Here is a 23,945-nt window from a genome sequence, read left to right on the forward strand (position 1 = left end):
GCCCGAGAACAAGCGAGAAAGGTCTCGCTCTTCGGCCGGGAGCGGGAGAGAGGTCGAACTAGTACATCGCCTCATAGGTTCGCAGCAGCATATTCGGCTTGGAATTGCTGGGTGAGCTCGATGATGTGCTGAAGCTTTTCCGGCCCTTTAGTCCAATGGAAGGGCTGACAGTGCTCATTGTATTTGGCGAAGTAAGCCTTGAGGAAGCGCTCTAAGTCCTTGCTCGATTTGTGAACAGAGTGTTGGAGGCCCTGTCGGGTCAGGATGCTGAAGAAGCATTCGATGAGGTTTACCCAGGAAGCATGGGTCGGCGTATAGTGAAAGCTGACATTAGGGTGAAGCCTGAGCCAGTTTCGGGCCTTTTCATTCTTGTGCGTGTTCAAATTGTCCAAAACCACGTAGAGCCGCTGGTCCTCGTAGCGTTTGACAAGCTCGTCCAGAAACGAGAGGAAATCGGCCGAGGTCCGGGTCTCCTTGACATGGGCAAAGACCTTCCCGGTCTTCACCTCCAGGCTGGCCAAGACCGTGCGCGTTCCGTGCCGGACATACTCGTTGGTCCAGCAACGGGGCCTTTTCGCCCGCAAAGGCAGCATCGGCTGCGTGCGATCCAGGGCCTGGATGCCGGTTTTCTCGTCCGCGCAGAGCACCACGGCGTTCTCCGGAGGCTGCATGTACAGAGCGACCACTTCGAGGAGTTTCTCCTTGAACTGGGGATCCGGGCTAAACGTGAAGGTGCGAAGGCAATGCGGATGCAGATCGTAAGCTCGCAGAATGCGCGCGATCCGAGCTGGGGGCAAACCCACCTCCCGCGCCAGCGTGCGGATGCTCCACCGGCTCAAACCTCTCGGCGGTTTACTGCACGCGGTCATCACCACTTTGCGCGTAAGCGATTGGCTTATCGTTACCGGGCGTCCGCTCCGCGGCTCATCGTTGAGCCCAGCGATCCCCTCCGCGGAAAACCGTCGCCGCCATTTGCCCACGATATGCGCGTTGCACTGGAGCTGCCGGGAAATCGCCGCGCTGGAAACCCCATCGGCAGCCATCAGAATTATCCGTGCTCTCATCACCAACCCGGCTTTCGCATTCCTCTTGCGGACGATCTCTTCTAACACTTCTCTCTGCTCTTCACGAATCGGTAATGCAGTTAAAATGGCTCCCATAATGAAAGCCATAATACCTAGTCTGCACTGTTATGTCACGTAATTATGAAGCGATGTACTAGCCTGCACAGGCTAAGAAAAGACGGGGAAGCCGGTGCTTGCGCCGGGATTCTCGCTGCCCTATGGTGCTCGAAAGCAGACGGCGGCCGTAGCTCAATGGTAGAGCTCCAGATTGTGGTTCTGGCTGTTGCGGGTTCGAGTCCCGTCGGCCGCCCAGCCGTTCATCGGCAAGCCGAAAACCGCCGATCTCAGGAGCCGATCTTCGGCTGCGTGCGGCCGATCGACAGATGGGGATAGGCTTTTGCCCAGGCATCCGGAACCGCTTGGGGACGACCGTCCTCGAGGCGCACCGTGACGAGAGTCTGACGACAGTGGACCAGATCGTCCGGCTCTCCGCACTTCCGAATCGCGCTCTCGATGACGAAGCGCAGTCGCTCCAGCCGGGTCAGCCTCGACTCAATGGAGAGCTCTTCTCCCAACCGGGCCGGCCGCAAGTAGTCGATCTCGGTCCGAACCAGGACGGGGACAAGACCTGTCCGCCCCATCTCTTCCAAGCTCCAGCCAAGCTTTTCCGCCAGCTCGGAACGAGCGATTTCGACGAGCCGCAGGTAGGCGACGTTGTGGACCACGCCGGCCGCGTCCGTGTCGAAGTAATAGACCTTGAGGCGCGTCTCGATCCGGGGATCTGGTGGCAAGTGGATCATGTCTCCTTTTCTGCCACGACGCCGAAGCGGTCGGAAGGGGAAAGGTCTTTTCCGACGACTCTTCCCTTCGCAAGGAGGCTCGCCAGGAACGAGGAGATCCGGTAGAAATCCTTGGATGCGCCAAGAGCTTCGACCGCCGCTTGCGAAGATTGTTTCCGGTGGGCAAACCGGAGCCGATCGCACGGCTCTCGATTGGGCGCTCGCCCATGGAATCCCAGCGGGTGGATGGTGCCCGCGGGGGCGTCGCGCCGAAGACGGCCCCATCCCCCTCCGCTATCCGCTGGAGGAGACACCGAGCGAGGATTATGCGGAGCGTACGCTCTGGAACGCTCGCGACAGCGACGGCACCGCCATCTTCACCGTTGGCCCGACACTTACCGGTGGCTCCCGTCTTACCGCGCAAGAAGCGGCTCGTCTCCGCAAGCCCTGGATTCACTTGGACGGGGCAACTCGCTGCGCGGCGGAGAAACTGCGCGCCTTCCTCGAAGGGCACCGCGTTCGCGTCCTCAACGTTGCGGGCTCCCGAAGCAGCCGAGAACCGGGGGTAGGCCGGCTCGTCTGGACGATCCTAGAAGAAGTCCTCTTTCCCCCTTTTCTCGCCCTGGCGCCCTCCGAAGGAGCGGGGCCGGGGACCGCACTGCGAGCGGGGATCGACACCATCGAAATCCGAGGGCTTTGGCTCGAAAGCCGGATCGGGATTACCGCGGAGGAGAGGAATCGCGCGCAGCCTCTGCGCGTCTCGCTTCGCCTGGAGGTCGGCAGCCTCACCGAAGCCGCCCGATCCGATCAGATCGAGGAGACGGTCGACTACGCCGAGCTTTCTCAAGAGGTCCGGCGAGTAGCCGGCGCCCAGCCGCGCAACCTCCTCGAACGACTGGCGGAAGAGATTGCCTCAACGATCCTCTTCCGCCCCAAGGTGAAAAGCGTCTCGGTCGTTTTGGAGAAGTTCCCGCTGCCCCAAGCCGAAGGCGTCGCCGTGTCGCTGCGGCGTGAGCGCGGAGAAGCGCCCGACTCTCGGAAGTCGTCACCGGATGCGGAAGAGCGATCGCTACCGCTCCCTTTGTCGCAATCTGATCCATAGCCGCCATTTCTCACAAGCTTTCTCCTGCGGCTTGCACAATGGGCTTGTCTGCTTCGTTGGGCTTGGTTTTCCATCCTTGCAGTATGTCCTCATACAGTTACGGTGAAAAACCGGCGACGCGTCTCGCATCCAAGCCCATTTGCGGCGCCTCGGCTACGAACTTTGTGTGGAGTCGAGGAGTGGCGCGGTGCGACGTAGGAGAGCCATAGCGGGAGCTGCCCCTTTCGGTATGACAGTGCCTGAGTATCTCTCCCTATCGGCCGTTTCCACTCCCCGCTCATCAAACCGAACAGGCGGATTTCCCGCATTCGGCTTCCGGACAAGGTTGGCGCAGGATTATGCCCACGGTAAGCTCCACGTACAGCTCCCGAGGGAGAGGAGGTCGAACTTGCCTTCGCTTTCTCCTGCAACGTCATCTGGAGCTTCCGAACACGCAAGGGAGGTTGTAGGCGTACCGCCACTCTCCGTTCTCGCTCCTTCCGACGTTTCCCTTGAACTAAGGCCCCTTCCCTCCCTCGGACTTTCTCCGAGCTCACAGGTAGTATGGACCTATCCGACTCCCACCTGGTCCCGCTTCGGCCCCTCGCAGGGCAGCGGTCGGTCCGCTCGGGGCCAACCCGAGCTCCCGGCCAGATGGGCCTCCCGTGTTGATGCATCGTCCTTTGCCCGCATGCCCTCGCCCAATACCCCGGCGGCTCTCCCCAGTGCACGTATTGCTCTCCTTCCCAGGGAGACAACGGCCTTCGCTTCTCTCTCACGAGCTCGGCGTCCGCATTGCCGGTTTCGAGGCTTTGTTCAGCGTTCACTTTCCTTAGGGCCTGCTTGCTCGCTGACCCCCGCTTCCCGGGCCTTTTCCCCCAGAGGCTTCGACCGCTGGCGTTACCACCAGTAGCCGCTCCGAGTGCTTCCGGCTGGAGCAATAGTTGCCGGGTGGAGATCACTCCCTCCCCACTGGGCGATGCACCCTTTTCACGGCGCACGAGAAATGGCGGCTAGGCTCCGATCATGAAACTCCTTGTCACGGGCATGGTCGCGGGCATGAGCGACGCTTCGTATCTGCGCAAAGTCGTCGCTCTCGGCAAGGAAAATGGAAGGGACATCCGGGTCTTCGATGCGGTGGGCGAGTTTACGAAGCATGGGAAAAAGCCCCTGGAACGGCTCTTGGGAACGACCGACTATGTCTTCGAGCTCACCCGCGAGCGGGAGTACGAAAAGATCGGTTACGAGATCGCCAAGCACGGCTACTCGGATGTGGTTGTCCGCCTGCCCGCGACCATCGAATGGAACCGGATCAACCGGAAATTCAAGGATCAGCGAATCCTCCGGGACTTCATCGGGCCGGACGCGGTCGTAACCCTGATCGAGGCCGAATGGGCGATCAAGAAGGAACTCGAGTCCCTCGATCATCCCGATCGCTTCCTCCGGACTCTGAAGGAGCGCCACCACACAATCTACGAGATTCTTTCCTGGATGAACGAGGAGGTCTCCCTCTCCGAGGATTGGGCGCGCTATATGGGGATTCCCCACTATGTTCTTGCCGTCAACGAACCGGCGGATGCGCTCTACAAGCTGGTCTGCTATCCAAAGCCGTGGGTCGTCTACGTGAGTTATTCGATGACTCACGCAGAGCCAGCCATGCGGCTGGAAGTCAACAGGATCGTCCAGCGTCTGCGGGAGTATGCGGTGGTCATCGACCCGCAGACCGTCGAAATCGCCCGGGAGTTTGACAGTCCCATCGATCGCGAGGTCATCTACGCCTATACGGTCCACCGGGATCTCCACTGGTATGTCGGTAAAGTGCATGCCGTGGTCGCGATCCATCCCTATCCTGAGCGTCCCCCGCTTTCCGCTGGCATGATGGACGAGCTCGGCCATGCCCGCGACTACATGAAGGCTCGGTACATGATTTTCCCTGGAGGGTTCTCCCCCTTCACCACCGATTCCTATGTGGAAAAGGGGCACCTTTTCGAGACCGCGGACGAATTTTTCCGCTTCTTGGACGAAGTGGAAAAGAGACCAAAATTTACGGAACGGCTGGAAGTACAGGGCGAGATCGGTTTTTCGGCCGGCAGGGATTCCAAGGGGTGAATCATCCTCGCATCTCTCCTTCTCCCCTGAGCGAAAAGGGGGAAGAATTCTCTTCTCGAAGAAAACGATGATCGCGGAAGCGATGGAAGATCCGATCCTGGATGAAACGGGCAGAAAGCTCGCCTCCATGATCGATCACACCCTATTGAGGCCGGAAGCCACCTCCGCGATGATTGCTCGGCTCTGCCAGGAAGCCTTGGCCTACGGCTTCTACTCGGTCTGCATTCAGCCGATCTGGCTCGCTGAAGCGTCGCACTGGCTCGAAGATAGCGGAGTGCGTCTATGCACCGTGATCGATTTCCCCCATGGGGCATCGAGCTTGCGACTAAAAGCACTGGCAGCCGAGATCGCGGTGGAGGAAAGAGCCCAGGAACTCGACATGGTCATCCCTCTGGGCCCAGCGAAAGAGGGAGATTGGAACCGCGTCGAAGCCCACGTTGCAGCCGTGGTGCGCGCGGCTGCTCCTCACCCGGTGAAAGCCATTCTCGAAGTCGGGGCACTGACGGAAGCCGAAATTCGATCCGCTTGCCTCCACGCGGCCCGGGCGGGTGCGACATTTCTCAAGACGTCCACCGGTTTTGGCTTCGGCGGAGCCACCCCCGAAGTGGTTTCCCTGATGCGCTCGGCGGTCGGACCGGACCTGCCCATCAAGGCTTCGGGCGGGATTCGGGATCGGGCAGCCGCCGAGCGGCTCGTCGCAGCCGGAGCTACGCGGCTGGGTACTTCCTCGAGCGTCGCCATCGTGCAACCAGGCCATCGATGAAGCGTCGAACTCTTGTCGAAAAGCTGATCGAGATCGGAGAAGCAGCACTCGATTTAGAAGAAAAGTTCCAGGGTTGGATCACAAAGGTTCACCCTCATTATCAGGCGAGCGCACGCAACCTGGTCCACTACCTGGCCTTCCGCCGCTTCGACCTGCGCCCGCTCCAAGAGGAGCTTGCCGACCGAGGGCTCTCTTCGCTCGGACGGGCGGAAGGCTGCGTGCTCTTCAGCCTGCAGGCCGTCCTGCAGGCGCTGGGGGCAGAGGTCCCCACGCGACTGGCCAAGGCCCGCCCGCCGCTGACCCGGCTGGAGGGCGCACAGCTTCTTCAAGCGCACACGACTTCTCTTCTTGGTCCCAAGCCGGAGGGTCGAAACTCCGCCATCATGGTGACGATGCCGGCGGAAGCGGCGCAGGATCCAGAGCTCACCCGCCGGATTCTGCGAGCAGGCATGGATATCGCGAGAATCAATTGCACCCATGACAGCGAGGCCATCTGGCTTCGGATGGTGAAAAACCTCCGCCGGGCGGCTCGAAAGGAGAATCGGCCGATTCGCATCATCCTAGACCTTGCGGGACCAAAGCTGCGGACCGGCGCCATACGGAACGGACCGCGCTTCACCGCCTGGAAGCCCGTTACCGATCGATTCGGCCGCGTGATCCAGCCCGCGCAGATCGGGCTCTTCGCAGTGCCGCCAGGCCGCCGCATGCCCGAAGGGATCTCCGCCACCCTCCTTTTTCCTGAGGACTGGTTACGGGAGCTCGCGCCGGGGATGGACGTTCTCTTTTTCGACATCCGCGGGAGGCCCCGCTCGATCCGGATCGTGGAACGACTCGAGGGAGGTCTGCTGGCTGAGTCTCGCCAAGGCGCGACGGTCTCGGAGCAGACGGCTTTTGTTTCCTTCGATCCGGCTCCTAGTCTGGAGCATCTCGACCAGCGGGCCGCATTCGCTCAGGGGCTGGGCGATACCAGCTCCTTCCTGCTTCTCTATCTTGGAAACCGCTTCCGGTTGGTCTCACCGGACTCCAAGGATCGCGTTACCTTCCAAGGGAAGAGAGCGCTTCCCGCAATCGAGGTGGAACCGGCCGGGGTTTTGTGCTCCTTGCGCAAGGATCAGACCATCTTGTTTGACGATGGGCGGATCGCAGGGGTGGTCTGCACCGCCACGCCGAGCGAAGTGGTCCTCGAAACCACCCGAGCCCAGCCTCGGGGAGAGAAACTCGGCTCAAATCGGGGAATCAACCTCCCGGAAACCGATCTCGACCTCCCTCCTCTCTCCGCAAGAGACCGCGCTCTGCTTCCCTGGATCATCGAGCACGGGGAGATGGCATAGGCCTCTCATTCGTGCGCAGTCCTGCCGATGTGACGACCCTACAGGATGCTCTACGGCAAGCCGGCGACGAAGGACTTCCGATCATCATCAAGATTGAAACCCGGAAGGCGTTCGAAGCACTCCCCGCGACCTTGCTCACGGCGATGCGCAGCCCATCGGTCGGGGTCATGATCGCCCGGGGGGATCTGGCAGTGGAGTGTGGATACGAACGGCTCGCGGAGGTTCAGGAAGAAATCCTGTGGGTATCGGAAGCCGCGCACCTGCCTGTGATTTGGGCGACACAAGTGCTGGAAACGCTGGCGACGACGGGAACTCCCTCCCGAGCGGAAGTCACCGACGCGGCCATGGCGGAACGATCGGAGTGCGTGATGCTCAACAAAGGGCCTCATCTTGAAGAGGCCCTCCACTTCCTGGACGATGTCCTGCGGAGAATGGAAGCCCACCAGACGAAGAAGCGATCGATGCTCCGGCGGCTGCATCTAGCGGACCTTTTCGAGAAGAATAGCGCACCCACCGACAAGCCGGCGGCGCGAAGGAAGCCCGGATGTTTGTGATCGGCCAGCGTGCTTAGCCTGCCTGTCTCACCAGCGTTCTCCTGCAGCTTGCGAAATGGACCCGGCTGCTTCGTTGGGACTTGGTTTTCCCTCCTCGCAGTATGTCGTCCGACAGCTTCGGGGGAAAACCTGTGCCCCGCCTTGCATCCAAGCTCATTCGCCGCGCCTCGGGTACGAACTTTGTGAGATAGGCAGTCTAGGCGAGAAACCGGGCGAGAACGTCTCCCTTGTCGAGCTTCGTCAAATCGGAGGGAATCGTCTTGACCAGCCGTTCCCGGGTAGAAGAGGACAGCTTCTCCAGGAGCCTCGGAAGCACTTCGGAGCCGGCGGCCAAGCCCCAACGTTTGCAATCTTCCCGATGGATTAGGGCGTCAATCTCCTGAGCCAGTTGCCCCAGCAATCGCTTGCGAATCTCCAGTTCGAGGGTGTTCTGCTCTCCGGCGGGACGCCCTAACGTAATCTTTCCGGTTCGAACCGAATAGCGCCCGGGCTCATCTGTTTCGATATCCGCCAGTTTCTTATGCGCCTCCGGAAGAATCTGATCCACGAGGTTCTGAACATGGATTTTCCCGGAAAGCTCGTCCACCGATACCCGATATGCCTTGAGATGCCCCAAGTCCGCCGTGATTAACGCCTCTATCCGCATGAGATCTTCCGCCTAGTCCACTCGTTGGTTTCGTTCGTTCCTGCTCCCGACCCATTCCTCCGGACCGGGTTTTGAGCCGATTGTTTAACCTAGGGACTTTCCCCTGCTCTCGTCAAGACACCAGAAAGAGGTCCGATTGACGGCAGGCGCCTCACGGGATACTCTGGGGTTTCGCTCCCGTTCGGACGCGGAAAGGTACCCTTCCATTGATGAAAGCTATGGTCTGGGACGGGCCCGGAAAGGCTCTTGTCGAGCGACAGTTGCCCACGCCCGAACCGGGGGAGGGCGAGATCCTCGTCAAGGTCAGCGCCTGCGGGGTCTGCCGGACCGACCTCCATGTCGTCGACGGCGAGCTTTCAGAGCCAAAGCTCCCCCTCATTCCCGGCCACGAGGTCGTTGGGAAGGTCGCGCGCCTGGGCCCGGGGGCAAAACGGTTCGTGGTCGGGCAGCGGGTGGGAATTCCTTGGCTAGGCAAAACCTGCGGGCACTGTCGCTTCTGCCGCAGCGCCCGGGAAAACCTCTGCGAAGATCCCGAATTTACTGGTTACACCCGCAATGGAGGCTATGCGGAACACCTGGTAGCCGACGAGCGGTTTGCCTTTTCCCTGCCTGAGAGCTACGGCGACGGGGAAGCCGCTCCGCTTCTCTGCGCCGGTCTCATCGGCTACCGCTCCTATCGGCTAGCTGAATCCGGGGAGAAGCTAGGCTTCTATGGATTCGGAGCCGCAGCGCATCTTCTGATCCAACTCGCCGTCGCCCAAGGGAAAGAGGTCTACGCCTTTACCCGTTCCGGTGATATCGCCGCGCAAAGCCTGGCTCGGGAGCTGGGCGCAGCCTGGACGGGCGCTTCGACCGAAGCCCCTCCCGTTCCTCTCGATGCAGCCATCCTCTTCGCTCCGGCCGGCGAGTTGATTCCAGCCGCCTTGCGCGCGCTCGATCGAGGCGGGAAGGTCGTCTGTGCCGGGATTCACATGAGCGACATCCCTTCCTTTCCCTACCGTCTCCTCTGGGAAGAAAGGCAGATCGCCTCGGTTGCCAATCTCACTCGGCAGGATGGCGAAGAATTCTTTTCCTTGGCAGCGCGCGTGCATTTTCGTACTCATATCCACTCCTACCCGCTTTCGCAGGCAAACGAGGCGCTCAGTGCGCTCCGGGAGGGCCGAGTCGCGGGTGCGGCCGTACTAATTCCTGGCAGTTGAAGAGAGTGGTTCCGATTTTTGGGAAAAGAGTGTCTTTTCCCGTTGAAGAGCAAAACAAATCCTGGAGGGAAATGACCGAAGTCCGAGTAAAAAAAGGCGAATCGATCGATAAGGCGTTACGACGGCTCAAGCGCAAGCTCGACCGTGAGGGAACGCTACGAGAAGTGCGAGCGCGGCGATCCTTCGAAAAACCGTCCGATCGCCGACGCAGAAAGGCGAAGGAAGCCCGGTTAAAGGTGTTCACCTTCCATCTTGGTGCCCGCTAGCAGCCATTTCTCACAAATTTCGTAGCCTAGGCGCGGCGACGGTTTTCCCCCGAAGCTGAATGAGGACATACGGCAAGGATGGAAAACCAAGCGAGAGCGAAGCAGACTCCCACCCGCAAGCCGCAGGGGAAAGCTTGTGTGGAGTCGAGGAGTGGCGCGGTGCGACGTAGGAGAGCCATAGCGGGGGCTGCCCCTTTCGGTATGACAGTGCCTGAGTATCTCTCCCTATCGGCCGTTTCCACTCCCCGCTCATCAAACCGAACAGGCGGATTTCCCGCATTCGGCTTCCGGACAAGGTTGGTACAGGATTATGCCCACGGTAAGCTCCTCGTACAGCTCCTGAGGGGGATGAGGTCGAACTTGCCTTCGCTTTCTCCTGCAACGTCATCTGGAGCTTCCGAACACGCAAGGGAGGTTGTAGGCGTACCGCCACTCTCCGTTCTCGCTCCTTCCGACGTTTCCCTTGAACTAAGGCCCCTTCCCTCCCTCGGACTTTCTCCGAGCTCACAGGTAGTATGGACCTATCCGACTCCCACCTGGTCCCGCTTCGGCCCCTCGCAGGGCAGCGGTCGGTCCGCTCGGGGCCAACCCGAGCTCCCGGCCAGATGGGCCTCCCGTGTTGATGCATCGTCCTTTGCCCGCATGCCCTCGCCCAATACCCCGGCGGCTCTCCCCAGTGCACGTATTGCTCTCCTTCCCAGGGAGACAACGGCCTTCGCTTCTTTCTCACGAGCTCGGCGTCCGCATTGCCCGTTTCGAGGCTTTGTTCAGCGTTCACTTTCCTTAGGGCCTGCTTGCTCGCTGACCCGCTTCCCGGGCCTTTTCCCCCAGAGGCTTCGACCGCTGGCGTTACCACCAGTAGCCGCTCCGAGTGCTTCCGGCTGGAGCAATCGTTGCCGGGTGGAGATCACTCCCTCCCCACTGGGCGATACACCCTTTTCACGGCGCACGAGAAATGGCGGCTAGAGCCGACCACTTCCTTTTGCCTCTCGCCAGCCGCTCAGGGGAGCATCCGGATGGAGAATGAGCCAGATTTCCAGCCGATGGGCGGAAGGTCCTGGGCTCACTCCGGGACCCTTTACCAAGGGAAGCTGCGCTCCACGACAAGAGGCAATGACTTGCCCGGCGGGAAGATGCTCGCCTTCCACCAGCTGTTTTGCGACGGCCGAGGCGCGCAGGGAGGAGACTTCCCAGTTGGACAGGGAAGCTTGGCGGGAGCTCGCAGTCGTGGGAGACGGATCGGCGAAAGCCGTGACCCGAACTTCGGGCGACTCCGGAAGGGATTGCAGGCCGGCCGCCACTTCGTGAAGGAGCGTCAGGCCAGAAGTCCCGATCTTGAGTCCTGCTCCGGGGAAAAGGGTGCGATGGTCGAGGACGATCACGATCCGGTCTTCTCGCCGGAGGATTGCCGCTTCCTTGGCGTTCAGCCGTGCCGCGAAAGCTTTATCCAACCTCTCCTCCAGAGTCCGAAGCTCCAGGGTTTCCGAGGGCGAAAGACTTTGTGATCTCGGCTCTTCCTTTTTCGAATCGTCCATTCCATTCCCAGCCGCAGACTGTCCGATAAGCTCTTGCTGCAACCGCAGCAGGCTGCCCGTCTGGCCGAGCTCGGTCTGCAGCTGATCGACCACCGCGTGAAGCTTTTGGTTTTCTCTTCGCAGAAGCTCAGACTCGCCTTGCAAGGCTCGTGCCTTGCGGTCTTGAACCGTAAATGCACCGTGAAAGTGGAAGGTCCCAATTCCGAGGAAGACGCAGACGGCGATCCAGAAGAGAAGTCCACCCATGCCTCCGTACGGGATCACGCTCGGACGGCCCTTGGGAACGTCGACCAAAATGACGTTGGGCTTTTGACTCTCCATTTCCGTTACCAGGGGACTCTACCGGCAGGCCCGTCTGGCCGCATTGGCAGAGAAACAGTCATGACGTCGGCCCTCTAATTCGGGCCGGTTCCTACCGCTTTCTGCACGGGAGCGTCCGTAGCGGAACCCGCCGCGGAGGTTTCGACCGTGACGGCGGGAGTGCCGGAGTCTCCTCCCGGATTATCCGCAGGCCGCTCCCCAGCCAGGAGGGAAAAGTGCTTGGTTTTCCCGTTTCGGAAAATGGCAATCTTCATCGGTTGACCCACGGGTGCGTAAAAGGATGCATCCACGACGTCCGCCAAGTGGTGGATCGGCCTTCCGTTAATCCGTTCGAGCTGATCCCCCTCTTGCAGTCCACTCGCCTTGGCCGACGAGTCGGGAAAGAGCCGGCTGATGATGACGGCGCTCTTCGTTCGATCATCACCGGCCATAGCCACGCCGACCCCGGCCCATGCATACCGGACCCGACCATGCTGCCGAACGTCCGCGATCACCCGCTCCGCAGCTCTACCGGGCAATGCATACGCCCACCTTCCCTCATTGACGACCGCCGTCACCACGCCAACGACAAACCCTTGGAGATTAAGCAGCGGCGCTCCCAGCTCCCCCGGGCTGACGGTGACATCAACCCGCAAATGCGATACGCAAAAGAGCCGATCTTGAAACTGCCGATCCAAACCCAGCACTACTCCCACGAGAGGCGACACGGATAGATTGAATGGATATCCCACTCCGACCACAAAAGCTCCCGGCGGCGGTTCACCTCCAGAAGCAATGTGGAGAAAAGGCGTGGCGCGAGCGGGTTTAGTCCGCAGCAGCGCCAGCCCACTCCGGCGATCCTCCCCCACCAGGACGGCTGGCAAGATCCCACTTTCCGACTCTACTCGGATCTCCTGCCCTTGACCGACGAGTTCCGTGAGTGTGACGACCGAGCCACCGGCGTCGATGAAAAAGCCAGTTCCGACCGTGTCCACTGAGTGGCTCCGCACCCGGACACGCACGACGGAGTGCTGAGCGACTTCGAATATGCGCGTGACTTCGCTACCGAGAGCGGCGACGGATTCCTGCCATGCCAGACAGGGTATCGCGCTCGAGGCGAATAGCAGAACGCTAGCCGAAAAAAGGGAAATTCTAGAAGTCAACGCTGGCTTCATACCGGACGGGAAGCACGCTCACGAACGATCGCTCTCCATTCTCCCGGCCTTTTGCCTTAGTTGTCAATTCTCCTCTAGGTCCCGATGCTCTTGATGCTCCCGGCGCAGTCGTGGGTGTAATAATGGATGGCTCTATGGTCCCCCTCGGATCACGGAGTAGATCCTGGTTCGCCGTGAACCAATGCGCTGGGGAAGCAGCTTCGGCAAGCGATGAAGTTCCGCCCGTAGAAAAAGCCACTTTTGATGCCGAGTGGTCGTGGTGCAACGCAAGGATTGCGGCTGAGCCGAAAAGAACCAGCGGGAGAGCGTATCGAACGAGCAGGGGTCGCATATCCGACACGGGGAGAGGAAAGAGTTCCGCGAACCGATCCCACCAGCGAGGACGGCCCACAAGCTCCTGCCGCAGCCGCCGGTGTACCTGCCCCAGCATCGTCTCGAAATACTCAGGAGTTGCCTTTTCCACGACACGATTGGCAAAGAAGTTGCGCAACTGCTCGTTGAGTTTCCTCTCGCCCGCTTGCTTTCCGTTCATCGTTGGCCTCAAACTTTGCTCCGTTGCCACCGAAGCCGTCAAACATAATTACGCAGCAATTGCTGCAAACGTTTATGGGCGTAAAAGAGACGGGAGCGAACCGTTCCTTCCGAACAACCGAGAATCTTTGCGATCTCTCCATGGCTCAGACCTTCCACGTCGAAAAGGGTGACCACCGCCCGATGGGCTTCGCTCAACTGGCCAAGCGCTTGATCGAGCTCTCGATGAAGCTCCTGAAGCTCGATCTTCCGCAGAGCTTCCTTTCCCGCCGATTCGTCCACGAACGCCTCTGGCGTTCTCTCTTCCTCGTCCCCTTCGCCGGTGCTGCCTGCCACCCGAAAGCGGGCGACTTTCCTCCGATGGCTAATCGCCGTATTCACGGCGATCCGATAGATCCAGGTATAGAATGAGGCCCCGATCCGGAATCGCCCCATGTTGCGATAAGCCTTTACAAACGTTTCCATGAGAACGTCATTTGTATCCTCGTGATGGAGCAGCACTCCATAGATCACCCGATAGAGGCGCGCCTGATACCGCTTGACAAGCTGATCGAACGCGCCAAGATCACCGCTCTGTAGAGAGAGGACCAGTTCTCGGTCGGTAGGTTCTCGAATCGGAACGTCCGGCGTGGGTTTTTCCATGCAAGATCAGAAAAGGGCTGACGCAGATAGCTTAGTCTCGCCGGATCGAGAAGCAACGTCTTCCTTCGCCCGGGCAACCGCTTCCCTCGACTCGTCGTCCTCCACGCTGCCTTTGCCTGCCCCGGGGAGAAAAATCAACGCGGCTGCCCTCCGGGCTGCGGTCAAGCGTCTGCCCCTCCTCCTCGCCGAAGCCCGGAGCACCGCTCCCTCGTACCCCGCCGCGATGGAGGTAGCCGTCCCCTCGGAGCCATGGAAGGAGCCCGCTGCGCCAGGCACGCCCGCAGAGCTTCTGCGGCGGGTGAGCGCCAAGCTCCTGGAGGATGGAACCCCGGCTCAGTCCCCTTCGCCATCTTTCCCGAAAACGACTGCTTCCCCGCAACCACCACCTGCGCCGGTAAGGCGGGTCGCCCCGAAAATCTACGCCTGGTCTCTCTGGTTTGCCGCTCTCGTAGTTTCTGCCCAAGCCATGGCGCTTTTGTCGGTATTCTGGCTCCGTCACAGGATCAAGGGGGACACACGCGCCCCTGCCCTGATGCCCAGCGCCCGACTCATGCCTCCGTCGCAGGATCCGCCGCTGGCGCTGCTTGCGCCTCGGCCTCCCGTTCCGTCCACCCAATACGATCATCGTCCTCGATCGCTCGTCCTCGATCCCCACCCCAACGGTGGACGCTTGGCTCCTCCCGCCCTGACCAACCGAGAACGGGTGGCGGCTCTTCTCCAGGAAGCGCAACGTTTTCGGAGCGAAGGAGATCGATCAATGGTTCGGGCAGCCCTCGCACGAGCGGAGGATCTCGAGCCTCAAAATCCAACCGTCCTGGAACGACAAGGGGAATTGGCCCAAGAAGAAAAGAACGTTTCGCGTGCTACGGATTACTGGAGTCGGATCATTTCGATGGGCCCGGCCGCGGGGGCATCCTACGAAAGGGCCCGCAGCCGCCTCCAAGAAGCGGCGCAAGCGGAAGGCACCGATTCCAGTGAGGCGACCTTCCGTCATCGGGTCAAAACCCCCCTTCGCCTCCTCGGAGTCGAGCGCAGGAACGGCAACGGCAGCCCATTTGGCCAGGAGTTGCTTTTCCGTTTCCGGATCGCCGCCGACCCCAGAACGAAAATCTCCTTGGAACAGACGAGTTACCAGTTCTACGCCTACGATCAGATCGATTCGGGAATCATCGTGCCGACCAACGCTCATATCACCGTCGCCTTCGAGAATGCCTTCCCGTCCTGGGGAGGCAACCGCGTCGAAGTGCTTCGGGTCGTCTATCGCTTGGATCATCCCGTCCCCCATCAGCGCTTCTACGGGTATGTTTTCCGCCTCTTTTACAGCGGCCTCTTGCAGGATCAGCGCGCCGAGCCGCCCGAGCTGCTCTTACGATTACCTTCCGCGAAGGGGAAGTGATCTTTTCCTCGTTCAATAGCAGTAAAAGACGGCGGCTCGGACATGCCGGTCAGCCGGGACGGCCTTCCGAAGCAAAGCTCCCCGCAGGAGACTCTTCGGGCGCCGCGGCTTCCCGCTTGTGGGACGGCCTGCCGTCCGGTGGCGTCTGCGCCTCGTTGTTCTCACCCATCCCGGAGGCCACCGCCAAGATGCGCGCGGCGGCCCGGGCGCTCGCTCCGGGCGCGGCGATTGGGCGCAAGGTCTCGCGCATCGCCTGGGCCATCCGAGAACCCTCAGCGGGGTTGGCCAGAAGATGCAGCGCCGCCTCGGCAATCGAGCCCGCGGTCAGCCTTTCCTGGACGAACTCGGGAATGATTTCCTCATCGGCCAAGAGATTGACCATGCTCAAAAAACGGACCTGAACCACCCACTTGGCAACGCTGTACGTAATCGGATTGGCCTTGTAGACGAGAATCTGCGGGGTACCGACCGCGGCGCATTCGAGGGAAGCGGATCCCGAGCAGAGCAACGCCAGGCTGCAACGGGAAAGATGGGAAAGAGGGTAGCCGACTCGTAAACGAACGTTGCAGCCCGGTTCGCACGCGGCCAACCATTCGCGGGCGTAAGCTTCCCGCCGGGCATCGGGAAGAATCCAAAGAAAATCCAAGTCGTCCCGCCTCGCCTGCATTTCCGCGGAGGCTGCCAAGAGCAACGGTAGATGGCGCTGGATTTCGCTCTCCCGGCTGCCAGGCAAGAGAGCGATCGTACACCGGAAAGGAGGCAGCTCCGGCCGCTCGTTGACGATTAGCCGATCCCAGAGCGGATGACCCACCCAAGAAACAGGAAGCGACGTTCCCCGTTGCTTGTACCACTCCTTTTCGAAGGGGAAAAGGGCAAGCAATTCGTCGACGTTCTCCGCCAAAAGCTCGGCGCGCTCGGCCTTCCAGGCCCACACTTGGGGGCTTACATAAAAAATCACCTTAAGCGATGGCAAGCGGCGGCGGAGAACACGAGCCATCCGCAAGTTGAATCCCGGATAGTCGATCAGGATCACCGCCTCGGGGCGAACGGCCTCGATTTCGCGCACGAGCCGGTGGAAGAGTTTCCGCAGTTCCGGGTAATGTCGGAGAACCTCCACGAGGCCCACGACGGCATGCTTGGTAAGATCGACCGTCTGTCTTTGACCGGCCGCCGCCATCTTCGGGCCGCCCGCGCCGCGGAAAATTGCCTCCGGCTCTTGCCGCCGGAGCGCTTCGATCAACAAAGCTCCCAGGGTGTCTCCGCTCGGCTCTCCGGCAACCAGGTAGAATCTTCTCTTCCGATGCGGTCGCCTCATGGAACAGTCACCGCCTCTCCGATCCGATCCGAAATCTGCATAGCCAAGTCGAGAGCCGCAATCCCCTTGGTTCCATCCACAACCGGAACCACATGGGATCTCACGCAATCGACGAACGCGGCGATCTCGAGTCGGAGGGGTTCATCCTTCTCGACCGGAATCGGTTCCCGTTCGATTGTCCCATTCTTCTTCCGGTAGATCTCACCGCACTGGTCTCCATAATCGAGGGAGAGGTAGGCGTCGTCCTGAAAGATCCGGATCTTACGCATCTTTTCCGGACTGACCCGGCTACACGTCAAATTGGCAATGGCACCACCAGCAAAGCGGATGCGCGCGTTGGCAATATCCTCGGTCCGGCTCAAGACGGCCACTCCGACCGCATCGATGGAAACTACCGGGCTACGGACAAGATGCAGGATGATCTCCAGATCGTGAATCATGAGATCAAAGACCACGCCGATCTCGGTGTTCCTGCCAGGATAGGGGCAGAGGCGATGGGCCTCGATGAAGCGAGGGGTGCGCAGAAGGGGCTCCATCGCGCGGAAGGCGGGATTAAAACGCTCCACATGGCCCACCTGCAGCAGCAACCCCTTCTCACGAGCCAGGAGAACCAGCGCCCGCGCTTGCTCGACCTTGTCGGCAATCGGTTTCTCGACCAGCACGTGACAGCCGGCTTCCAGACAAGCCGTTGCCACCGCGAAGTGCGTCGCTGTGGGAGTCGCGATCGTCACGGCCTGAGAGCGCGCGGCGAGCGCAGCCAGGGAGACACATGGCTCCGCTCCACAGAGTTCCGCCACCTGACGGCACCGCTGCTCGTCCACGTCGAAGACGCCGACGAGCTCGGTTTGCGGAAGCTCCGCGCATAGGCGAGCATGATGCCTGCCGATATGGCCGACTCCGACCACCCCGATCCGAATTGGCTGCATCAAGAGGTCCCTCCATCTTCTCTCATTCCGTATAGAGAAATCCCCACCTCCTCGGCAAGCCGGACGACCCTCTCCTTTTCCAAGATCAACGTTCTGCCCGCCTCGCACACGATGAGCGCCACCCCGGATTTTCGAGCCATTTCGATCGTCTGCCAACCGATTGCCGGCACGTCGAATCGGAAATCCTGGTCTGGTTTGCTGACCTTGATCAGCACGGCCTTGCCGCGCCCTAAGCCCCCTCCGCGCTCTAAAGTCTGGTCGGTTCCCTCGAACGCCTCCACGGCAAGGACCGTGCCTTGCTTCACGACCAGGGACTGACCGATATCCAGCCGCGCGATCTCTTTTGCCATCCGAAAGCCGAAGCCGGCGTCCTCCTTCTGCCTCGGCCGAAGAGGGGGCCCTCCAAAATGGCCTGCGGGGGCAAGCTCCTCCTCCAGATACGTCGTAGCAGGCATCAGCACGACTCCGGACGCCCGCAACTCCTTCGCGATGGCTCCGAAGATGGTCGCCGCGTTTCTCACCTTGAGACTGGCCAAAAGCAACAGAGCTTTCAGGTCGGGACGCAAGTTAAAAAGATGAGAGGGCGCCACGGCTCCAGCCATAACGGCGCGGGAAACGCCGCTTCGGCGAAAGAAACGGAGCATGCTCGCCAACTGCCCCACACGGAGCCATTCGGTCTGACTGCTGAGCTTCTCGACTTCCGGATCCGTCTCCCCAACGAAGGCGACTGTGCTGACCCGCTCGACCCCGGCGCGACGGGCTGCTCGCGCTAGCAAGACGGGGTAGATGCCCCGACCGGCGATCAACCCTAGCCCGTCCTCTCGTATGCTCTCCTGTCCATCCATGGGACTTCGTTCCGGTTTTCCTCGTTCCAAGCCGCTCGACCGTGATGCGGAACAATTCAAACCTTGACCGTAGGATGAAGCGTTCGTAACTTTTTTCGCAAGGCGTTTCGCTGAGAAGGAAAAGGTGGAAACTTGCAGGGTTTCCACTTTTTTCTTTGGAAGTATCGCCGGAGAGAGATATGAATCAAGAAGTCTTGGCCCTCATCGAATACATGGCGAGGGAGAAAGGCATTCAGCGGGAAGCCTTCCTGGAAGCTATGCAGGCGGCGCTTCTCGCTGCGGCCCGTAAGAGTATTGGGCCGGCTCGGGATTTGCGGGTGGAAATTCACCCGAAGACCGGCAAGATCACGGCGCGGGCAAATCTTGAGGTTGTGGAGAAAGTCGTTGATCCCCGAGACCAGATTTCCTTGAAGCGGGCCAAGGAGTTGGACCCATTAGCCCAACCGGGCCAGTTGATCGACATGGAGGTCACCCCTAAGGACTTTGGTCGCATTGCCGCGCAAGTGTTTAAGCAATCGATCAATCAAGCCCTCCGTTCCATTGAGCGGGAGATGGTGCTCTCGGAATTCAAGGATCGTGTGGACCACATCGTGATGGGGACGGTGCGCCGTTTCGAGCGCTCAGATGTGATCCTGGATCTCGGTCGCTACGAGGGCATCATGGCGACACGGGAGCGAGTACCGGGCGAGGAGTATGTGGTGGGAGACCGGATTCGCGCCTACGTGCTTGCCGTGGACAATACCTCGCACGGCCCACAAATTCTCCTCTCTCGCAGCCACCCCAATTTCGTTCGCAAGCTGCTGGAGATGGAAGTGAGCGAAGTGGCGGACCATACGGTTGAGATCAAGGCAATGGCCAGGGAGCCCGGGTTTCGAACCAAAATCGCCGTATGGAGCGCTAACCCGAAGATCGACCCGGTGGGAGCCTGCGTCGGCGTACGCGGTGCGCGCGTCAAGAACATCGTGCGGGAGCTCCACATTGAAAAGATCGACCTCTTCCGCTGGTCATCGGACGTGACCGAGTTGGCCGTCGAAGCGCTCAAACCGGCTCGGATCAAAAGCGTTGAGATCGATGAGGTGGGCAAGCGCGTGAAGGTCGTGGTGGATGAGGAGAATTATTCCATCGCCCTGGGGCGAAAAGGAAAGAACGCATGGCTGGCAAGCAAGATCACCGGATGGGAAATCGACGTCGCCCGGGAGCAATCCGCCGAAGAGAACTTTGCGCAAAAGCTGGCCCGGGCAACCGAAGAGATGGCAACCGCGCTCTCCGTCGATCCGTCGACGGCGGAACAGATCGTGCGGGCTGGATTTTTAAGCCCAGCCGCTGTAGCGGAAAGCGAAGAGACGGATCTTGCCTCGGTGCTTCCTCAACTTGACTTAGCCACCGTAAAACAGCTGCGTGAAAACGCACGGCTTTGTGCCAAAGCCTCTTAAGCTTCCGAGTATTTCATGCCGAAAACCAAGCAGACCATTTCCCCACCAGGGCCGAAGGACGATCCGGCGACCTTCGCGAGCCCAGCACCCTCAATGGAAAAACCTGAGAAGGAGGCTCCCGCTCCGTCCGATGCGGCGGACAGAAAAGCGATTTCCCTGCGAGGGCCGATCGCGGTCCGAGAGTTGGCTGAATTATTGGACATCAAACCATTCCAACTGATCCATCACCTCATGGAGTTGAACATCTTCCCTACGCTGACCCAGCTTCTGGACGAAGACGTCGTCAAAAAAGTTGCCACGCGCATGGGCTTTGAGGTCCTGACGGAGCGCAAGGAACGGCATGGACCTCCTCCGCCGCCTTCCAAGGTTGTCGAAGAGCCTCCGCCGGCTCCTCCGGCGGAACCCGACTTGCAGCTTCGCTCTCCGGTCGTAGCGTTCTTGGGCCACGTAGATCATGGAAAAACTACCCTCCTGGATGCGATCCGGCACACCCGCGTGGCGGCGGGAGAGGCAGGGGGCATCACCCAGCATATCGGCGCGTACACGATCCATCACGGAGGAAAGTCGATCACCTTCATCGACACGCCGGGCCACGAAGCCTTTACGGCCATGAGGGCTCGCGGCGCCTCGGTCACCGATATCGTCGTTCTCGTCGTGGCGGCGGACGACGGCGTAATGCCTCAAACGATCGAGGCGATCGACCACGCGCGAGCGGCAAACGTACCGATGTTAATCGCCATCAACAAGATCGACGCACCCGGAGCCAATCCGCTCCGCGTCAGGACGCAGCTCCAGGAGCGTGGGCTCGTTCCGGAAGAATTTGGCGGCGACACCATCTTCTGCGAAGTCTCAGCCCTCAAGGGAAATGGAATCGATCATCTTCTCGAGATGATCCTTCTCCAGGCAGAGGTTCTTGAGTTGCGTGCCCATTTCGATGGCCCGGCGGCTGGACGGGTGATCGAGGCGCAAATGGAGACCGGTCGAGGACCAACGGCTACCGTTCTGGTGCTAAAGGGGACTCTCCGCACAGGGGACGTCGTGCTCTGCGGTGCTTATTGGGGGCGGGTTCGGGCGCTGATCAACGATCTCGGGAAGACGGTTCGAGAAGCATCACCGTCGATTCCTGTCAAAGTTATTGGTCTGAGCGGCCTTCCTTCTCCCGGAGAAGAACTGCTCGTGGATAGCGATGAACGTAGGGTGAGGCAGATCGCGGAGGAACGCCTGGCAGCTTTGAAACGCCCGCGCCAGGAAGAGGGTCCAACGGTCACCCTGGAAAATCTCTTCGAGGCGATCGCGGAAGGTCAGCGCAAGGCCCTCCACTTGGTCCTCAAGGCCGACACCCAGGGTTCGATCGAAGCGTTGGTGGGTCAACTGGACAAGATCCCGAGCAAAAAGGTCGAACTCTCGATCATTCACGCGGCGGCCGGGCCCGTCAGCGAATCGGATATTCTTCTCGCGAAAGCTTCGGAAGGCATCGTGATCGGCTTCAATGTCAAGACCGATAGTTCGGCGGCTGCCGCCGCCAAGCGCGAGGGGGTGCAGATCAAGCTTTTCAGCGTGATTTACGAGCTGGTCGACCAAGTCCGGGATGCCATGGCAGGACTCCTAGAGCCTGAACTTCGGGAAACGGTGCTCGGAACGGCACTCGTCAGGAAGGTCTTTGCGCTCAATAAATTCTCGGTCGCTGGCGTTCTGGTCCAGTCAGGCAGAATGGTCCACAAAGGCCATGCGCGCGTACTCCGCGGCAAACAGCCGATTTACGATGGGAGCATCCAAACTCTCAAGCGCTTCCAAGACGAAGCTCCGGAGGTTCGCGCAGGGCTCGAGTGCGGCATGCGCCTGGGGAACTTCGATGATTACGAACCGAACGACATCATCCAGTGTTATCAACTGGAACGAGTACCTCAAAGCCTCTGAGGGCCGCACTCTCATAGCGGGCTCGTCCTCAGGCCGCTCGTCGGATGACGGCCTCCCTTGCCTTCGGACTTTTTTACCCTCGCCCGTTGTTCGTCTCGTCTCGCTTCTCGGAAATCACTTGGAGCCGCTACCATGGGTACACATCGAACCATTCGGGTCTCTGAAGTCATTCGAAAGGAACTTTCTCAGCTCTTTCAAAGGGAGGTATCGCTCGAAGGATTGCTGCTCACGATTTCCGCGGTCGAAACAACCCCCGATTTAAAAGAAGCCTTCGTCTTTGTCAGCGCGTGGGAGTCTCCCATTTCGAAGGAACAACTGCTCTCCCTGCTCTATCGTCATCGAAGGGAGTGGCAGCATCGCCTCGGAAAGAAACTCCAGTCCAAGTTCACTCCCCAACTCTCGTTTCGCTTCGACGACTCCCTGGAACGAGGCGATCGCATCCTGCGCATCCTACAGGAAATCGAACGGCAGCAAGCGCCCGCCGAGAACCCGCTCGCTAATTCGCCGTCGGCTCCGCCGGACCCTGTAGAATAAATCGGGCCTTCTGCCACAGGCCAGGAAGGCCGGTCACCTCTCTGGCCGCTACCTCTGTCTCGATTCGCGAGTAGATCGTCCATTCGATCCTTCGGCCAATGGCCTCTTCGGCCGCTGCAGACTGCGGCTTCCCCATCTGCCGATAGATGGAAGCAAGACGAAGGCGAGCGAGGAAATCTTTCGGCCTCTCCTCGATTGCCCGGGAGAGAGCCAAGGCGGCTTCTTCCGCTCTTCCACTCTCCAACAAAGCCTCGGCAAGGCCTTGATAGAGCAAGGGTGCCTTGGACTGATTCCGGAGGGCGGACGAAAAAAACAGACGGGCCGAGCAGCCGTCTCCACGCTGCAGCGCTCTCCACCCTTTCGCAGCCAAACCAACCGTCCCTCTTCCTCTCCGAGTACCCCGAGACCAATCCTCAAACCAAAGATCGACCACCCGACTCTCTTCCATCAGGATCTGCGGGCAAAGCGCGCCTCCGAGCCTGCTCGGTCCCTCCAGCGAACGGAACGTTGAGACACCGATGACCTCCCCCTTCTCATCGAGGACCGGTCCTCCGCTATTACCGGAAAATGTGGGGACGTCAACGTCAAAGGAAGGAGATCCATGGTAAGGGTGTTGGCGGAACCCGATCACCCTTCCAGTGGCCGTGGTAGGTCCGATGCCGAGAGGATACCCTAGGATGCGGATCGGCTCCCCGGGTACCGGAAGGCGATTCCGAAGCTGCAAGCTTCTCGCCTCCGCCCTGGGCGGAAGATTGACATGCACCAAGAGCAAGTCGCCTGCTTCCGCCAAGATGCGATCGACCCGGACCGGATTGCCTCCGCCATCCAGAATGCAGCAGAAGAGCGCCCTCGACAAGAGGTGACGATTCGTGATGAGTTGCCCATGCGGATTGACAAAAAAACCGCTTCCGGTCAATCGGACGATGCCATGGCCATCGTCTTGTTGGTAGGTGATCACCCGAACGATCGCCTCGTTCGACTGCTCGCCACCTTCGAGGCGAATGCCGACCGCAAAGCCAACCGTAGGCAGCAACCCCAACGTTAACACGGCAACTGTCCGAGCAAACGCGGCAACAGTCTGAACCTTGCGCTCCCTGTTCTTCGCAATCCCGTTCCGCACCGCGCGATCACGAATCGGAACCGGGCGGCGGCGCGAGCACCCCCTGGGCCATTCCTCTTGCAGGATCGAGAGGGCGCCCCTCAGGATCAGCGGCTTACAGCGCGCCTTCCCAGGCATCTTGCGCAGACCGCCAGCCATCGTCTTCCATGTACCGCCGAAAGGCTTCCCCGACAAGGGAAAAGAGCTAGCCGCAACGCTAGCCGCCATTTCTCAAAAGCTTTCTCCTGCGGCTTGCACAATGGGCTTGTCTGCTTCGTTACGCTTGGTTTTCCATCCTTGCAGTATGTCGTCATACAGCTCCGGTGGAAAACCGGCGCCTCGCCTCGCATCCAAGTCCATTTGCGTCGCCTCGGCTACGAAATTTGTGTGCAGTCGAGGAGTGGCGCGGTGCGACGTAGGAGAGCCATAGCGGGAGCTGCCCCTTTCGGTATGACAGTGCCTGAGTATCTCTCCCTATCGGCCGTTTCCACTCCCCGCTCATCAA

General features: G+C 60.2%; 22 protein-coding genes and 1 tRNA gene. 12 read left to right on the top strand and 11 right to left on the bottom strand.

Annotation, left to right across the window (positions count from 1 at the left end; all coding sequences use genetic code 11):
• Positions 1-71: 71 nt before the first annotated feature.
• Positions 72-1,064, bottom strand: coding sequence for an IS630 family transposase (locus A37A_RS15735; protein WP_231363762.1), 993 nt, complete (start codon positions 1,062-1,064; stop codon positions 72-74).
• A gap of 238 nt (positions 1,065-1,302) precedes the next feature.
• Here A37A_RS15735 and A37A_RS0104150 point away from each other — a divergent pair.
• Positions 1,303-1,374 (top strand) — tRNA-His (locus A37A_RS0104150).
• Between the two features lie 34 nt (positions 1,375-1,408).
• Here the strand turns inward: A37A_RS0104150 and A37A_RS0104155 are convergent.
• The gene (locus A37A_RS0104155) at positions 1,409-1,864 is read right to left on the bottom strand and encodes a thioesterase family protein (protein WP_018290268.1); all 456 of its coding nucleotides are present in this window, start codon (positions 1,862-1,864) and stop codon (positions 1,409-1,411) included.
• Between the two features lie 115 nt (positions 1,865-1,979).
• On the opposite strand from A37A_RS0104155, the gene folB reads away from it, so the two are divergent.
• The 5 genes from folB (at position 1,980) to A37A_RS21740 (ending at position 7,681) form a co-directional block, all read left to right on the top strand.
• Positions 1,980-2,945 carry a dihydroneopterin aldolase gene (gene folB / locus A37A_RS20530; protein ID WP_018290270.1) on the top strand — a complete coding sequence of 322 codons (966 nt, stop codon included), beginning with the start codon at positions 1,980-1,982 and terminating at the stop codon, positions 2,943-2,945.
• Between the two features lie 1,005 nt (positions 2,946-3,950).
• Positions 3,951-5,033: a hypothetical protein gene (locus tag A37A_RS0104165; protein ID WP_018290271.1), complete on the top strand. Its 1,083-nt coding sequence runs from the start codon at positions 3,951-3,953 to the stop codon at positions 5,031-5,033.
• 67 nt (positions 5,034-5,100) lie between these two features.
• Positions 5,101-5,796 (top strand): deoxyribose-phosphate aldolase, encoded by a 696-nt coding sequence (deoC, locus tag A37A_RS0104170; protein ID WP_018290272.1) that lies wholly within the window; start codon positions 5,101-5,103, stop codon positions 5,794-5,796.
• Entirely contained in the window at positions 5,793-7,127 is a 1,335-nt protein-coding gene (locus A37A_RS21735) for a pyruvate kinase (protein WP_051076243.1), read from the top strand. Before deoC ends, A37A_RS21735 begins: the two co-directional genes overlap by 4 nt.
• A gap of 11 nt (positions 7,128-7,138) precedes the next feature.
• Positions 7,139-7,681, top strand: a complete 543-nt coding sequence (locus tag A37A_RS21740) for a pyruvate kinase (RefSeq protein ID WP_051076244.1) — start codon at positions 7,139-7,141, stop codon at positions 7,679-7,681.
• 196 nt (positions 7,682-7,877) lie between these two features.
• Here A37A_RS21740 and A37A_RS0104180 read toward each other — a convergent pair whose 3' ends face one another.
• Positions 7,878-8,327 (bottom strand): host attachment protein, encoded by a 450-nt coding sequence (locus tag A37A_RS0104180; RefSeq protein ID WP_020493995.1) that lies wholly within the window; start codon positions 8,325-8,327, stop codon positions 7,878-7,880.
• A gap of 209 nt (positions 8,328-8,536) precedes the next feature.
• Here A37A_RS0104180 and A37A_RS0104185 point away from each other — a divergent pair, with 209 nt between their 5' ends.
• On the top strand, positions 8,537-9,526 hold the full coding sequence (locus A37A_RS0104185; protein WP_026195641.1) for a zinc-dependent alcohol dehydrogenase family protein: 990 nt from the start codon (positions 8,537-8,539) through the stop codon (positions 9,524-9,526).
• A 71-nt stretch (positions 9,527-9,597) separates the two neighbouring features.
• Positions 9,598-9,792, top strand: a complete 195-nt coding sequence (rpsU, locus tag A37A_RS0104190; RefSeq protein ID WP_026195642.1) for a 30S ribosomal protein S21 — start codon at positions 9,598-9,600, stop codon at positions 9,790-9,792.
• A 962-nt stretch (positions 9,793-10,754) separates the two neighbouring features.
• Here the strand turns inward: rpsU and A37A_RS0104195 are convergent.
• The 4 genes from A37A_RS0104195 to A37A_RS0104210 all read right to left on the bottom strand — a co-directional run bounded on the left by A37A_RS0104195 (position 10,755) and on the right by A37A_RS0104210 (position 13,975).
• The gene (locus tag A37A_RS0104195) at positions 10,755-11,648 is read right to left on the bottom strand and encodes an OmpA family protein (RefSeq protein ID WP_018290276.1); all 894 of its coding nucleotides are present in this window, start codon (positions 11,646-11,648) and stop codon (positions 10,755-10,757) included.
• Positions 11,649-11,722: 74 nt separating this feature from the next.
• Positions 11,723-12,790: a S1C family serine protease gene (locus A37A_RS0104200; protein ID WP_196799491.1), complete on the bottom strand. Its 1,068-nt coding sequence runs from the start codon at positions 12,788-12,790 to the stop codon at positions 11,723-11,725.
• Complete coding sequence (locus tag A37A_RS0104205; protein ID WP_018290278.1) at positions 12,780-13,334, bottom strand: hypothetical protein; 555 nt, start codon at positions 13,332-13,334, stop codon at positions 12,780-12,782. Before A37A_RS0104205 ends, A37A_RS0104200 begins: the two co-directional genes overlap by 11 nt.
• 38 nt (positions 13,335-13,372) lie before the next feature.
• Complete coding sequence (locus A37A_RS0104210) at positions 13,373-13,975, bottom strand: RNA polymerase sigma factor (protein ID WP_018290279.1); 603 nt, start codon at positions 13,973-13,975, stop codon at positions 13,373-13,375.
• Between the two features lie 223 nt (positions 13,976-14,198).
• Between A37A_RS0104210 and A37A_RS0104215 the strand changes: the two genes are divergently transcribed.
• Positions 14,199-15,371, top strand: coding sequence for a hypothetical protein (locus A37A_RS0104215; protein ID WP_155996473.1), 1,173 nt, complete (start codon positions 14,199-14,201; stop codon positions 15,369-15,371).
• Between the two features lie 49 nt (positions 15,372-15,420).
• Here the strand turns inward: A37A_RS0104215 and lpxB are convergent, their stop codons facing one another.
• The 3 genes from lpxB to A37A_RS0104230 are packed head-to-tail and all read right to left on the bottom strand — an operon-like array spanning position 15,421 to position 18,457.
• Complete coding sequence (lpxB, locus tag A37A_RS15750) at positions 15,421-16,686, bottom strand: lipid-A-disaccharide synthase (RefSeq protein WP_018290281.1); 1,266 nt, start codon at positions 16,684-16,686, stop codon at positions 15,421-15,423.
• Complete coding sequence (locus tag A37A_RS0104225) at positions 16,683-17,612, bottom strand: Gfo/Idh/MocA family protein (RefSeq protein WP_018290282.1); 930 nt, start codon at positions 17,610-17,612, stop codon at positions 16,683-16,685. Before A37A_RS0104225 ends, lpxB begins: the two co-directional genes overlap by 4 nt.
• The gene (locus A37A_RS0104230; protein ID WP_020493998.1) at positions 17,612-18,457 is read right to left on the bottom strand and encodes an LpxI family protein; all 846 of its coding nucleotides are present in this window, start codon (positions 18,455-18,457) and stop codon (positions 17,612-17,614) included. Before A37A_RS0104230 ends, A37A_RS0104225 begins: the two co-directional genes overlap by 1 nt.
• Positions 18,458-18,636: 179 nt before the next feature.
• Here A37A_RS0104230 and nusA point away from each other — a divergent pair, with 179 nt between their 5' ends.
• The 3 genes from nusA (at position 18,637) to rbfA (ending at position 22,341) form a co-directional block, all read left to right on the top strand.
• Positions 18,637-19,890: a transcription termination factor NusA gene (gene nusA / locus A37A_RS0104235; RefSeq protein WP_018290284.1), complete on the top strand. Its 1,254-nt coding sequence runs from the start codon at positions 18,637-18,639 to the stop codon at positions 19,888-19,890.
• A 93-nt stretch (positions 19,891-19,983) separates the two neighbouring features.
• The gene (infB, locus tag A37A_RS0104240; protein ID WP_231363764.1) at positions 19,984-21,807 is read left to right on the top strand and encodes a translation initiation factor IF-2; all 1,824 of its coding nucleotides are present in this window, start codon (positions 19,984-19,986) and stop codon (positions 21,805-21,807) included.
• A 132-nt stretch (positions 21,808-21,939) separates the two neighbouring features.
• Positions 21,940-22,341 (top strand): 30S ribosome-binding factor RbfA, encoded by a 402-nt coding sequence (rbfA, locus tag A37A_RS0104245; RefSeq protein ID WP_018290286.1) that lies wholly within the window; start codon positions 21,940-21,942, stop codon positions 22,339-22,341.
• Here the strand turns inward: rbfA and A37A_RS0104250 are convergent.
• Entirely contained in the window at positions 22,304-23,668 is a 1,365-nt protein-coding gene (locus tag A37A_RS0104250) for a serine protease (protein WP_081616183.1), read from the bottom strand. The two genes, rbfA and A37A_RS0104250, sit on opposite strands and share 38 nt — an antisense overlap.
• Between the last annotated feature and the right edge of the window lie 277 nt (positions 23,669-23,945).

The sequence above is a fragment of the Verrucomicrobium sp. 3C genome (genome assembly GCF_000379365.1).
Classification (GTDB): Bacteria; Verrucomicrobiota; Verrucomicrobiia; order Methylacidiphilales; family Methylacidiphilaceae; genus Methylacidimicrobium.

Excerpts from the sequence above, each read along its gene's own strand:
- A37A_RS15735 (WP_231363762.1), bottom strand. The coding sequence starts at position 1,064 with ATGAGAGCACGGATAATTCTGATGGCTGCCGATGGGGTTTCCAGCGCG.
- A37A_RS0104155 (WP_018290268.1), bottom strand. The coding sequence starts at position 1,864 with ATGATCCACTTGCCACCAGATCCCCGGATCGAGACGCGCCTCAAGGTC.
- folB (WP_018290270.1), top strand. The coding sequence starts at position 1,980 with ATGCGCCAAGAGCTTCGACCGCCGCTTGCGAAGATTGTTTCCGGTGGG.
- A37A_RS0104165 (WP_018290271.1), top strand. The coding sequence starts at position 3,951 with ATGAAACTCCTTGTCACGGGCATGGTCGCGGGCATGAGCGACGCTTCG.
- deoC (WP_018290272.1), top strand. The coding sequence starts at position 5,101 with ATGATCGCGGAAGCGATGGAAGATCCGATCCTGGATGAAACGGGCAGA.
- A37A_RS21735 (WP_051076243.1), top strand. The coding sequence starts at position 5,793 with ATGAAGCGTCGAACTCTTGTCGAAAAGCTGATCGAGATCGGAGAAGCA.
- A37A_RS0104180 (WP_020493995.1), bottom strand. The coding sequence starts at position 8,327 with ATGCGGATAGAGGCGTTAATCACGGCGGACTTGGGGCATCTCAAGGCA.
- A37A_RS0104185 (WP_026195641.1), top strand. The coding sequence starts at position 8,537 with ATGAAAGCTATGGTCTGGGACGGGCCCGGAAAGGCTCTTGTCGAGCGA.
- rpsU (WP_026195642.1), top strand. The coding sequence starts at position 9,598 with ATGACCGAAGTCCGAGTAAAAAAAGGCGAATCGATCGATAAGGCGTTA.
- A37A_RS0104195 (WP_018290276.1), bottom strand. The coding sequence starts at position 11,648 with ATGGAGAGTCAAAAGCCCAACGTCATTTTGGTCGACGTTCCCAAGGGC.
- A37A_RS0104205 (WP_018290278.1), bottom strand. The coding sequence starts at position 13,334 with ATGAACGGAAAGCAAGCGGGCGAGAGGAAACTCAACGAGCAGTTGCGC.
- A37A_RS0104210 (WP_018290279.1), bottom strand. The coding sequence starts at position 13,975 with ATGGAAAAACCCACGCCGGACGTTCCGATTCGAGAACCTACCGACCGA.
- A37A_RS0104215 (WP_155996473.1), top strand. The coding sequence starts at position 14,199 with ATGGAGGTAGCCGTCCCCTCGGAGCCATGGAAGGAGCCCGCTGCGCCA.
- lpxB (WP_018290281.1), bottom strand. The coding sequence starts at position 16,686 with ATGAGGCGACCGCATCGGAAGAGAAGATTCTACCTGGTTGCCGGAGAG.
- A37A_RS0104225 (WP_018290282.1), bottom strand. The coding sequence starts at position 17,612 with ATGCAGCCAATTCGGATCGGGGTGGTCGGAGTCGGCCATATCGGCAGG.
- A37A_RS0104230 (WP_020493998.1), bottom strand. The coding sequence starts at position 18,457 with ATGGATGGACAGGAGAGCATACGAGAGGACGGGCTAGGGTTGATCGCC.
- nusA (WP_018290284.1), top strand. The coding sequence starts at position 18,637 with ATGAATCAAGAAGTCTTGGCCCTCATCGAATACATGGCGAGGGAGAAA.
- infB (WP_231363764.1), top strand. The coding sequence starts at position 19,984 with ATGGAAAAACCTGAGAAGGAGGCTCCCGCTCCGTCCGATGCGGCGGAC.
- rbfA (WP_018290286.1), top strand. The coding sequence starts at position 21,940 with ATGGGTACACATCGAACCATTCGGGTCTCTGAAGTCATTCGAAAGGAA.
- A37A_RS0104250 (WP_081616183.1), bottom strand. The coding sequence starts at position 23,668 with ATGGCGGCTAGCGTTGCGGCTAGCTCTTTTCCCTTGTCGGGGAAGCCT.